This is a genomic window from Aurantimonas sp. A3-2-R12 (assembly GCF_036016755.1).
Classification (GTDB): Bacteria; Pseudomonadota; Alphaproteobacteria; order Rhizobiales; family Rhizobiaceae; genus Aurantimonas; species Aurantimonas coralicida_A.
Map to the genome: position 1 here is coordinate 1 of NZ_JAYXIH010000066.1, position 11,500 is coordinate 11,500.

The following is an 11,500-nucleotide window of genomic DNA, read 5'->3' on the forward strand; positions in this document are numbered from 1 at the left end:
CGGGCCTTCGAGAGGCAAGCAACCGAGGCTGTCGCCACGGCGGCCAGGAACCAACGCCCATTCAGCTTCTAAACTGATCCAGCGTCGGCGGGAGGTTGCCTGATGAGCAATGAGGCCCCCGAGATCCTGCTTTCCCACTATCTCAAAACCCTCAAGCTGCCGACCTTCCAGCGCGAGTACCAGAAGCTGGCCCGGCAATGCGCCACCGAAGGTGTGGATCACATTGGATATCTGACCCGGCTTTCCGAACGGGAGATGATCGAACGGGACCGCCGCAAGGTCGAGCGCCGCATCAAGGCGGCTAGGTTCCCGGTCGTCAAAAGCCTGGAAAGCTTCGATTTTACCGCTATCCAGAAGCTCAACAAGATGCAGGTGCTGGAACTGGCGCGTTGCGAGTGGATCGAGCGGCGCGAGAACGTGATCGCCCTGGGGCCCAGCGGCACGGGGAAAACCCATGTTGCGCTCGGCCTCGGTCTGGCCGCATGCCAGAAGGGCCTATCCGTCGGCTTTACCACGGCCGCCGCTCTCGTCAGCGAGATGATGGAGGCACGTGACGAGCGGCGTCTGCTCCGCTTCCAGAAGCAGATGGCCGCCTACCAGCTCCTCATCATAGACGAACTGGGCTTCGTGCCGCTCTCCAAGACCGGGGCGGAGCTGCTGTTCGAGCTGATCTCGCAACGATATGAGCGGGGTGCCACCCTGATCACCAGCAATCTTCCGTTTGACGAATGGACGCAAACCTTGGGGTCCGAACGTCTGACCGGCGCGCTGCTCGACCGCATCACCCACCACGTCAATATTCTCGAGATGAATGGCGACAGCTATCGTCTCGCACAAAGCCGCGCCCGAAAGGCCGGCTGAGACACCTCAAAAATCGCCACGCGCACATGAGACCACCGGGAGGGCGGAGCCCGAGCGGGGGGCTCATGTGCCTGCCATAAGTGGCCTGGTTTTGCTCCGCCTAATGGCCGGATTTTACTCCGCCGTTGACATTCGACCTGCCAAGTGCGCATGTCATGCCGCGCCCGCGCCGCCTGATGCCGATTGCGCGCTGCCCGATTGCGTCGGAGCGCCGCCAATGTCGCGGTCAGATGCTTTCGTAGATCGCCGCGATTTGCTGCGAAAGAACGCGGCCCCACGCTTGGCCCAGGACTCCCTCCTTCCGGCATCCGTTGTTTCAGCCAGCACGATGAGCGCGCCCGCCAGCTCCTCGGCGCTGAACGCATCGGCTCCGGTGGCGATCACCAATTCGCCGAGTTGTTGCACCTTGCGGGTCTTCAGTTCCCGCGCCTGTTAGCACAAAAAAAAATCATTTTAAACCGCGAAACGCAGACAGCTTTGTCTTAGCGTTGGTTCTACGGGCTACCAAACCAGTTTTGGCTGGCCTGCGGAGAAAACCTCACGCCCTGAACATTTTCAGGGCAGGTCCAGAGGTTTTCGGTTCGCCGCCGGTCAGATTCCTCCTGCCGTGCAAATCGAGAAACGAGCCGACCGCTGCTCCAACGTGAGCAGGTCCTTGCTACGTCTCACCTATGGGTATGTGAGCCGGAGATGGTTCACGCCTTCTCTCGCGCAAATCTAAACTGTGTGCGTGGTTGAACATTGATCGGGCTTCGACCCGGCGTCTCACTTCAACCCGACAATCGTGCCGCCGCCGCGCGCAAGGACACAAAGGAGATAAATGATGCTGAACCGCAGCCGGTTGTTCACGAGCGAGTCCGTATCCGAGGGGCACCCGGACAAAGTCTGTGACCGTATTTCGGACGAGATCGTGGATGCGTATCTGGCCGCCGATCCGCAATCACGCGTTGCCTGCGAGACGCTGGCCACGACTAATTTCATATGCGTTGCCGGCGAAGTACGCGGTCCCTCCGATGTGCTGAAGGGTATCGAGGAACGTGTCCGCAATGCCGTACGAGACATTGGCTATGAACAGGACGGCTTCCACTGGAAGAACAACGAAATCGTCGTGAAACTGCACGAGCAATCAGCTGACATAGCGATTGGTGTCGATGGCGGCGTGGACAAAGATGAGGGCGCTGGCGATCAGGGTATCATGTTCGGCTACGCTTGCACCGAGACGAAGGAGTTGATGCCCGCTCCTATCGTCTTCTCCCACCGCATCCTGCAGCTCATGGCCGAGGCTCGACGCGCCGGCCAAGAACAGTTCCTCGGCCCGGACTCCAAGAGCCAGGTCACCTTGCGCTACGAAAACGGAAAGCCGGTCGCCGTCGATTCCATCGTCGTCTCGACGCAGCATGTCGAGGGGCTTGATCAGGCAACGGTGCGTGAGATCGTCAAACCCTATATCGCCAGGGCACTGCCCCAGGGGTGGGCTTGTCCGGAGGACAAGCTTCTGGTGAACCCGACCGGCCGTTTCGTCATCGGTGGCCCAGACGGCGACTGCGGCCTGACCGGCCGAAAGATCATCGTCGACACCTATGGCGGCGCGGCGCCTCATGGCGGCGGTGCATTCTCGGGCAAGGATCCGTCGAAAGTCGACCGCTCCGCGGCCTATGCGGCCCGCTGGCTTGCGAAGAACGTTGTCGCAGCCAGGCTGGCCGACAAGTGCCAGATCCAGATAGCCTACGCCATCGGGGTCGCCGAACCGGTCGCGCTCTATATCGAGACCTTCGACACGGCAAAGGTCGACACGGAGAAGCTCGAGGAAACACTGCGCGACATGGTCACCCTGACGCCGCGCGGTATCCGAACCCAACTCGGTCTCAATCGGCCGATTTATGCCCGAACGGCCGCCTACGGCCATTTCGGCCGCGCCGCGGAGAACGACGGAGCTTTCTCCTGGGAGCGTTTGAGCCTCGCAGACGAGTTGGCGCGGACGTTCGGTGGTGCGGCTCAGGCCGCTGAATAAATCAGCTTCCACGTTCGGGGGTCTGCATCTCGAGATGCGCCTTAAAGCGCCTTGAGATGCAGGTCGGCATAATTTGATAAACACACGAAGGATCCAGATCATGACGGATCGCTCTCTGGATATCGTCGGGGTGGGCAACGCCATTGTCGACATTTCTAGTGAATGTTGATGCAGCCACACTCACCAAGTATGGCCTGGAGAAGGGAGTGATGCATCTCGTCTTCGACGAGAACACGGTGTGGCAGCTATACGAAGATCTTGGACCGGCGATGGAAAGCTCGGGTGGCAGCGTTGCCAACACTGTTGCCCATATGGCGGATGTGGGGCTGGCCTGCGGCTTTGTCGGCAAAACCGCCCAGGGATCAATTCGGCAAGGTGTTCGCGAGCGATCTCAGGTCCATCGGCATCGACCACTGTGTCATGCCGGCGACGGATGGCGAAGGCACCGGCCGGTGTCTGGTTCTCATCACCCCAGATGGCGAGCGCACGATGTGCACTTTTCTGGGAGCCTCAGTGTCACTCGATGCCACTGACGTCGTCGCTTCGATGCCCAAGCGCTTCGGCACCGTCTTAATCGAAGGTTATCTGTGGGACGCCCCGCACGGTCCGGCTGTCATTGATGCTGCACTCGATTGCGCAGATGCCGCGGACGCCAGAATTGCGGTGACGCTCTCCGATCCCGGTTGCGTCGAACGCCACCTGGACGAGATCCGCGGCTTCGTCGATCAGTATTGCGATATCCTTCTCGCCAACGAGGCTGAAGCTTATGTTCTAGCCGGCGAAAGCGATCTTGAGGCGATGCTGGATCATGTTGCCGAGAACGTTCCGCTCGCCGTCGTGACACGCAGCGAACGCGGATCGGTCATAGTGAGCAATAGCACACGATTTTGGACTCCGGCGGTGCCGGTGGACAGCTTGGTCGACACAACCGGAGCCGGCGACGCTTATGCGGCGGGGTTTCTCGCAGCGCTTCTCAAGGGCGCCAGCCCTGCGGAGGCCGGAACTGCGGGGGCCGTCCTGGCTGCCCGAGTGATTGGCCACTTCAGCGCAAGGCAAAAGCCGCAACTGTTTCCATGTCCTGTTGGAAGCACGCGAACTGGAGACGACACGATTATTGCGCGCGCACAGGGCGTGAATGCGCTCCGTCAATCGCAATACGGTAAGACTAAAACATAGGAGATGTTATGTTGGACAATATGACTTACGATAATACTGGCAAGATAAATATGAGTGACATTTACAACAAACCTGATCCATTTATCTATTTTTCAACGCTATCTGAACTCGGCTACCGGATACCTCAGGAAGCAAAGCCACGATTTCAACAATTGATCGAAGCTCGGCGAAATGCCACCAAATCCGACAGCACAAAAGTCGTTGATCTGGGCTGTTCCTATGGGGTCAATGGTGCCCTTTTGAAGCATGGGCTATCCATGGACGAGCTCTACCGGCTGTATGCAGAGATCAACGATCCTGAGACGCTTCTTGCACGTGATCGTGAGCTCTACGCCGCGCCGGTGGATCCAGCGATCGAAATGGTGGGCGTTGATCTAGCCGAGCGCGCTGTTTCCTACGCGGTCGAAGTGGGAATGCTGGACGCTGGCGTTGTGACTAATCTCGAGACGACGGATCCGACGCCAATGGACGCCGCGTCACTTGAAAACACCGATCTCATCATTTCAACGGGTTGCGTCGGCTATGTCAGCGAGGTCTCGCTGGAACGGCTCCTGCGATCAAGCCTCGACAGTCGTCCATGGATGGCGCACTTCGTATTGCGCATGTTTGATTTCGGAGCTTCCGAGGAAATGCTGGCGCGTCACGGCTATGTCACGGAAAAAGTGACTGGTGTTTTCCCTCAGCGCCAATTCGCGTCGTCGGAAGAGCGCCAGCAGGTGCTCGACAAACTGGACGGGATGGGGCTCGATGCCACCGGTATCGAAACGACGGGCTGGTATTTCGCGGAACTTCATGTCGCCCGGCCAGAAGAGGTCGCAAAAGCGATGCCGATTGATAAGATACTTCCAAGCAGAGATCTGCAGATCGCCTGATCAACTTGCGGGATTTCCTTCTTGACCGGCCTTGAAAGGGTCAATACCGGCGTCATTCGATTCATGTGGATTCCTGCTGACGCCACAGCCGTCAAAGTCGCCGCCATAAACATGCAGCGACGACAGACACTTTGAATTTGTGAAGGTCTGGGTCTGACGTAGCTCTGGCACATGCATGAACGCCGCTCGGTCTATCCGCTCGCCTCCAGGCACCAAGAAGCCGTTCCAGATTCGAAAGACTGCCCGTGTAACCGCGCTGCTTGATGTCGTGGAATAGATATCGGCCACAGCGATTGCCATCTTTCCAGGCTTGGGCGAGGAATGCCTCAAAGTAGAGGGCGATGTCGGCTTCAACGTTGCCCTGCGTCGGTCGGGCGGCCTGCGTGCATGCAACGCCACCGGTTAACTCGAAGGAATAGCGCACTTCCTGAGCCTGTGCCGCCAGGTCCTGAAGGCGACGATTGTGCCCCAATGGAGGTGGTCACACAGAAACGCCGATTGGCGCACCCCACTGTTGTCGCCGATGCATCCTGGGGGAGCGGGAAAAAGGTGAGGGTCAAGCCGCAAGGGCAAACTTGGCTTGTTTGAGCCGGCCGTCGGCAACTGCGGCGCGGACCTGAAGGACCCGGTGAGCGCCGACCGGCGACCAGCGCATTTGGCGCTTCTTGTTCATGCGGGCATTGACGAGGCTGTTGGCAGCACTTTCGGCGGGGGAACTGGAAATCGGTTCACCGGACCAATATCGATGGCAGTAGTCGACAATCGACGTCGCGTTCTGGACCAAGTAGGGCCACGGCAAGGATTCGCACCAAATCCTCACACATGGACGGCTTCAGTTGCCTGACGCTTGGCCTGTCGGCGCTGTGGCAGCGTAAACGGCAGCGGCGCGGGCGGCATCGACATATCGAGCACGTAGTTCCCGAACCGGTTGATGTGCCCGGTCTGGTAGGGACTTAACGTTGCGATCCCCTCGGGGCTGACCGCGTCGCCGAAACCGTCGGCCGCGATGCCGTCCAGCGCGCGCGTCATGCCGATCGCCGTGTGGAAGATGAGCAGATTGGCGACGAGGTGGTTGTATTTGATCATCTTGCGCTGCTCGTCGCGCGCCGCCGCGGTCACGAGCCCGCCACCCCCGAACCCCGCCCACTGCGCATAGCGGTTGAAGTGCTCGCTCTTGTTGGTGGCGGCGCCGATCGTGCGCCTGAGATCGACCGATCCGATATAGCGAAGTAGAAAGCCGGTGCGGATCGCGCGGCCGAGCTCGCGGAAGGCGAAGTAGAGCCGGTTCTTGCGGCTGTAGGTTCCGAGCCGGCGCAGGATCGCCGACGTGATGTTTCCCCGAATTGGTGGACACGGGTTTAGGCCATTTGTCGTTCGGCCTGTTCCGGGGTCCTATATGCGAGAGCGGAGTGGATCCGCTGTCGATTATAGTAGCCCTCGATATACGCGAATAGCTCGCGTTTGGCGTCCTCGCGGGTCGACCATCGCCGTTGGTGAGCGAGTTCGACCTTGAGAGTGTGGAAGAAGCTCTCCATGGGGGCATTATCGTAACAACATGCCGTTCGGCTCATCGACGATTTTGCTTTCATTGCGGCGAGTTGGTTGCCGTACGCCTCGGATGCGTACTGGCTGCCGCGATCGGAATGGCAGATCAGGCCCTCGGCTGGTCGTTGCCGCTGCGCGGCCATCATCAAGGCGGCCAGCGGCAACTCGGTACGCATGTGGTCGCGCATCGACCAGCCAACGATCTTTCGGGTCGCCAGGTCGAGCACGGCAGCGAGATACAACCACCCTTCGCCGGTCGCGATATAGGTGATATCGGCCAGCCAGATGCGGTTCGGCGCCGCCGCGACGAACTCCTGCTTCAAAAGGTTCGGTGCGATCGGCAGATAGTGCCGGCTGTCGGTCGTGCACGGCCTGAACCGGCGNACCCTTCGCCGGTCGCGATATAGGTGATATCGGCCAGCCAGATGCGGTTCGGCGCCGCCGCGACGAACTCCTGCTTCAAAAGGTTCGGTGCGATCGGCAGATAGTGCCGGCTGTCGGTCGTGCACGGCCTGAACCGGCGGCCGGCAAGGGCACGGATACCGTGACGCCGCATCAGCCGTGCGACACGCCCACGGCTTGCTATCCCGCCTTCTGCACGAAGCGCGGCATGCATTCTGGGACTGGACTTGCATCGGAAAAGTGGAGGGTTCCCAATGAAGGACGAGGAACTCCGCGATGCAAAAGAGACGATTTACGAAAGAATTTGAAGCCGAGGCCGTTCGGCTGGTGCAGAGCAGTGGGCGCACGCAGCGCGAGGTCGCCGACGATCTTGGGATCGGGCTGTCAACACTGGTGCGCTGGATAGGTCGCAGCCGGGACCGGTTGATCGATGAGCCGCCGAAGGCTGGTTCGGAAGATGTCGCGGCCGAGTTGAACCGGCTGCGCCGGGAGAACGAGATCCTTCGGCAAGAACGCGATATTCTCAAGCGCGCCACCGCTTTTTTCGCCAGAGAGGGAAGTCGATGAGGTTCTCGTTCATCGATGCGAAGAAGGCAGAGTTCCCCATCAACCGCATGTGCAAGGTGCTCGACGTCAGCCCGAGCGGGTTCCACGCCTGGAAGGATCGACCGGCCTGCTGCCGACAGCAGCACGACATGGTGCTGCTCGCCCATGTGCGATCGGCATTTAAGCTATCGAGCGGCACCTATGGAAGCCCGCGTATGACGCGTGAACTGCAGGACGACGGTCATCCTGTTGGCCGTCGCCGCATAGCCCGGCTGATGCGCGAGAATGGCCTGGTCGCCCGCCAGAAGCGCCGGTTCAAGCGCACCACCGACAGCGAACACTCGTGGCCTGTGGCGCCGAACCTGCTCGACCAGGTATTCGAGGCCGAGGCGCCCGACCAGAAGTGGGGCGTCGATATCTCCTACATCTGGACCAGGCAAGGCTGGCTATATCTCTCGATAGTCCTCGACCTGTTCTCCCGCCGTGTTGTCGGCTGGACCACCAGTGACCGGCTGCATCGAGCCTTGGCCCTGTCGGCTCTCAGGAAGGCCCTGATCATGCGCCAGCCTGCGGCCGGTCTGATCCACCATTCGGACCGCGGCAGCCAATATTGCGCCGTGGACTATCAGGGCGAACTTCGCAAAAACGGCATCCGCATCTCCATGTCGGGCAAGGGAAACTGCTACGACAACGCCATGGTCGAGACGTTCTTCAAGACACTCAAATCCGAGCTGGTCTGGCGAACCCGTTTCCAAACCAGACAGGACGCCGAGCAGGCCATTGCCCGTTACATAGACGGATTCTACAACCCTGTGAGGCGACACTCCGCACTCGACTATCAAAGCCCGGTGCAGTTCGAAAACGCCGACGTCAAATGAAACAATGCCTCTCCACGAATGCGGGGCAAGTCCACCTTGCCTTCGACGCTCAAGGAAATCGGCGCCGCCTCGCGATCACGCCCGCGGACCGTGAGCGCATCGCGGGTAAGCCGCAAGTCGAGCGAATGCCCCCGATAGCGAATGCGCATATCAAGCCGATCCATTTCCTGCGGCAGTTCCGGATTGAGCCGCAGAACATCGCCTTTTACTTCAATCCCGGTGGATACGCGCTCTACCAGGTCGACGCTGCCCGCCATGGCTCCAAGGTGCACCCCTTCCGAGGTGGTTCCCTGCTGGATATCGGCCACGTCGCTTTGCAGCGCCTCGAACAGTCTCTTCCAGGCCGCGGCGTGAACGCTCGCCGTCCTGGTCAAGACGCCATCAAGATCGAACAGAACAGCGTCGTGGTCCCGTGGCGAGAGCGTACAAGACGGAGCCGCGCCACCCGCCGACGAACTCATAGTTTGACGCGCTTCAAAAGCTGCGCGTTGATCGCCACCACGACCGTGCTCGCCGACATCAGCACCGCGCCTACGGCTGGTGTCAGCAAGATGCCCCACGGCGCCAGGACGCCGGCGGCAAGGGGTATCGCGAAGATGTTGTAGCCCGCCGCCCACCAGAGATTCTGCACCATTTTCCGGTATGTGGCCCGGCTCAGGGTGATGATCCGGGGGATGTCACGCGGATCGGATCTCACCAGAACGATGTGCCCGGCCTCGACGGCGACGTCCGCGCCCGCGCCTATCGCGATCCCGATATCGGCGGTGGCCAGCGCCGGCGCATCGTTCACGCCGTCGCCGATCATCGCGACCTTCTTGCCCTGGGCCTGAAGCTCTCGGACCTTGGAGGCCTTGTCCTCGGGCAGCACTTCCGCGAACACGGTGTCAATGCCGAGTTCCTTGGCGACGGCATCGGCCACGGCCTGCGCGTCACCGGTCAGCATGGCGACCTGGATCCCCCGTTCGTGCAGCGCCGCGATGGCTTCGCGGCTCTCTTCGCGGATCGCGTCCGCCACGGCGTACACGGCCAGGGCCTTGCCTTCGCGAACGAGATAGATCGCGGCCTGTCCGCGGTCGGCCGCGGCCCCGGCGGCCTCCAGAAGCGCCGGCGGCACCTGGACATCTTCCGCCTTTAGGAGCGCCGGGCCGCCCATGTGGTATTCCGCGCCGTCGATCATGGCCGCCACACCCTTGCCGGTAATCGCGCGGAAGCCGTCGGCGGCAGGAACGTCGATGCCTTTGTCCTCTGCGGTCTTCACGATGCCCCGGGCGATCGGATGCTCGGACTCGGATTCGATGCCGGACGCGATCCGAAGCGCCTCGTTCTCATCCAGCCCGTCCGCGACGGACATGGCCACGACCCGGAACTCGCCGAGCGTCAACGTGCCCGTCTTGTCGAAGATCACGGTGTCGAGGTTCCGGGCCTCCTCGAGTCCACGCCGGTCCCGCACTAGAAGCCCGTTGCGAGCCCCCAGCGTCGTTGAGATGGCCACCACCAACGGCACGGCCAGACCAAGCGCGTGCGGGCAAGCGATCACCAGAACCGTCACCATCCGCACCACGGAGAAGTCGATGGCTGCTCCTAAAGACTGCCATACCACGATGGTGATGGCCGCAGCGGCGATCGCCACGACGGTCAGAAGCCGGGCTGCGCGATCCGCGAGGTGCTGCGCTCTGGACTTGGACTTCTGCGCATCGGCCACGAGCCGCATGATGCCGGAGAGCTTGGTCTTCTCTCCCGTCCCGGTGACCTCGACGCGCAGAGATCCCTCTCCATTGATCGTGGCGGCGATCACCTCGTCGCCTTCCCGCTTTTTCACCGGCCGGGATTCGCCGGTGATCATCGCCTCGTTGACGTCGCTCTCTCCCTTTCGCACCACGCCGTCCGCGGGCACGCTCTCGCCCGGGCGCACCAGCACGAGGTCTCCGTTCTCCAGTGCGGTGACGGCGACCTTCTCCTCGCCCCCGTCGGTGATCCGCGTCGCGGTGTCCGGAAGGAGCTTCGCCAGTTCCTTCAATGCCCCCTCGGCCTGATTGATGGACCGCATCTCGATCCAGTGGCCGAGGAGCATGATCGTGACTAGCGTGGCCAGTTCCCACCACAGCGCATTCGCATCGATCAACCCGAGCTGAACGACCCACGAGAATAGGAAGGCAACCGTGATGGCGAGCGAGATGAGGGTCATCATTCCCGGCAGTCGAGACCGCAGCTCCCGCCACGCTCCCTGCAGGAACACCAGGCCACCGTAGACGAAGACGACCGTGGAGAGCACGGGGCCGATCCAGTCCGACCCGGGAAACGCCGGGGCCCGGTAGCCGAGAAGCTCCTGGATGTGGGCCGACCAGATGACCACCGGAACGGTGAGAGCGAATGAAAGCCAGAAGCGGTCCCGGAACATTGCGGGGGAGTGGCCCTCGTGCTTGTCATGATTCCCGTGGCCGACATGGTTGGAAGCCGCTCCGGGCTTGTCGGGCTGCGCGACCGGCGCCGATTTTGGCGCGGCCGACGTGAGCGCGGATGCGGCGGCCGCCGGCGCGGCCGGGGAAGGATTCGGTGCGGCGGCTACCGGTGTGGACGGCGCTGCGGCCGGCATCACTTTGTCTTGTTGTTCGTTTCCTGTAGAAGCGGCGGTCGTGGCGACAGCGGCGTCCGGGGCTGATTTCGGTGCAGCGGATGCGGAGGTTGCAGGTGGCACGCCCGGTGCCGTGTGGCCTTCATGACCCTCGTCCGTCGTAACGGCGGCGGGCGCGGTGGAATCATAGCTGCGTTGGCGCACGGACGCCTTGATATCGGCGACCTTGAGGCGGGTTTCGTCGTAGCGGACTGTGGCGCTTTCCGCTGCGTAATTTACTGTAACGCTTTCAACGCCCGGCACCTCGCCAATCCGCTTTTCTACTTCGTCCACGCTCCATACTGACAGCATGTCGCCCACTTCGATTACGCTCGTTTTCATCGCGTCTCCCTCCCGTGGGGTCCACTGAGGCGTCAGGTCTATCAACCTCAGTCAATCGCATGCCGCGTGGTCGCTCTCAAAAAAGGCGAAGGAGCCCTGAAGTGGCCATGTCGTAACCTGCTGCACGCGCAGCCCTTTCCGTCTCTCAGAGCCTGATTCAAAAGTTCAGCAATAGATCCAATATCTTGCGATGCGCCTCGTGAGCATTCGGATGCTGGCGATGAGCGTCCAGGCCGTTGCGCTTTCGATTGATCGC

Annotated in this window: 9 protein-coding genes and 5 pseudogenes; 5 read left to right on the top strand and 9 right to left on the bottom strand. The window is 61.3% G+C overall.

The features are described from left to right. Positions 1-102: 102 nt before the first annotated feature. On the top strand, positions 103-861 hold the full coding sequence (gene istB, locus VSX60_RS20790) for an IS21-like element helper ATPase IstB (protein WP_327626166.1): 759 nt from the start codon (positions 103-105) through the stop codon (positions 859-861). 153 nt (positions 862-1,014) lie between these two features. On the opposite strand, the gene VSX60_RS20795 is transcribed toward istB, so the two are convergent. After that, positions 1,015-1,281 carry a conjugal transfer protein TraD gene (locus tag VSX60_RS20795; RefSeq protein ID WP_327626173.1) on the bottom strand — a complete coding sequence of 89 codons (267 nt, stop codon included), beginning with the start codon at positions 1,279-1,281 and terminating at the stop codon, positions 1,015-1,017. A gap of 403 nt (positions 1,282-1,684) precedes the next feature. On the opposite strand from VSX60_RS20795, the gene metK reads away from it, so the two are divergent. The 3 genes from metK to VSX60_RS20810 all read left to right on the top strand — a co-directional run bounded on the left by metK (position 1,685) and on the right by VSX60_RS20810 (position 4,920). Beyond that, positions 1,685-2,872: a methionine adenosyltransferase gene (metK, locus tag VSX60_RS20800; protein ID WP_327626167.1), complete on the top strand. Its 1,188-nt coding sequence runs from the start codon at positions 1,685-1,687 to the stop codon at positions 2,870-2,872. A 282-nt stretch (positions 2,873-3,154) separates the two neighbouring features. Further along, positions 3,155-4,048, top strand: a complete 894-nt coding sequence (locus VSX60_RS20805) for an adenosine kinase (protein ID WP_327626168.1) — start codon at positions 3,155-3,157, stop codon at positions 4,046-4,048. An 8-nt stretch (positions 4,049-4,056) separates the two neighbouring features. Then, the gene (locus tag VSX60_RS20810; protein ID WP_327626169.1) at positions 4,057-4,920 is read left to right on the top strand and encodes a class I SAM-dependent methyltransferase; all 864 of its coding nucleotides are present in this window, start codon (positions 4,057-4,059) and stop codon (positions 4,918-4,920) included. A 190-nt stretch (positions 4,921-5,110) separates the two neighbouring features. Here VSX60_RS20810 and VSX60_RS20815 read toward each other — a convergent pair. The 5 genes and pseudogenes from VSX60_RS20815 to VSX60_RS22650 form a co-directional block, all read right to left on the bottom strand. Beyond that, a pseudogene (locus tag VSX60_RS20815) lies at positions 5,111-5,298 on the bottom strand (ISL3 family transposase); the annotation flags it as partial. Between the two features lie 178 nt (positions 5,299-5,476). Then, positions 5,477-5,707, bottom strand: a pseudogene (locus VSX60_RS20820) (ISKra4 family transposase); the annotation flags it as partial. A 29-nt stretch (positions 5,708-5,736) separates the two neighbouring features. Further along, positions 5,737-6,264, bottom strand: coding sequence for a Tn3 family transposase (locus tag VSX60_RS20825; protein ID WP_442873136.1), 528 nt, complete (start codon positions 6,262-6,264; stop codon positions 5,737-5,739). A gap of 14 nt (positions 6,265-6,278) precedes the next feature. After that, positions 6,279-6,848: pseudogene (locus VSX60_RS20830) on the bottom strand (IS3 family transposase); the annotation flags it as partial. 140 nt (positions 6,849-6,988) lie between these two features. Further along, positions 6,989-7,090 (bottom strand): annotated as a pseudogene (locus VSX60_RS22650) (IS3 family transposase); the annotation flags it as partial. A 53-nt stretch (positions 7,091-7,143) separates the two neighbouring features. Between VSX60_RS22650 and VSX60_RS20840 the strand changes: the two are divergent. Next, positions 7,144-8,291, top strand: a protein-coding gene (locus tag VSX60_RS20840; RefSeq protein ID WP_327626170.1) for an IS3 family transposase whose coding sequence is annotated in 2 segments (ribosomal slippage) — positions 7,144-7,402 and positions 7,402-8,291 — 1,149 coding nt in all. Because the reading frame shifts where the segments join, the coding sequence is not laid out codon by codon here. On the opposite strand, the gene VSX60_RS20845 is transcribed toward VSX60_RS20840, so the two are convergent. The 3 genes and pseudogenes from VSX60_RS20845 to VSX60_RS20855 all read right to left on the bottom strand — a co-directional run. After that, positions 8,252-8,752 carry a glycosyl hydrolase family 65 protein gene (locus VSX60_RS20845; protein WP_327626171.1) on the bottom strand — a complete coding sequence of 167 codons (501 nt, stop codon included), beginning with the start codon at positions 8,750-8,752 and terminating at the stop codon, positions 8,252-8,254. The two genes, VSX60_RS20840 and VSX60_RS20845, sit on opposite strands and share 40 nt — an antisense overlap. Further along, entirely contained in the window at positions 8,749-11,244 is a 2,496-nt protein-coding gene (locus VSX60_RS20850) for a heavy metal translocating P-type ATPase (RefSeq protein ID WP_327626172.1), read from the bottom strand. The genes VSX60_RS20845 and VSX60_RS20850 overlap by 4 nt, the downstream gene beginning before the upstream one ends. A 165-nt stretch (positions 11,245-11,409) precedes the next feature. After that, a pseudogene (locus VSX60_RS20855) lies at positions 11,410-11,500 on the bottom strand (IS5/IS1182 family transposase); the annotation flags it as partial.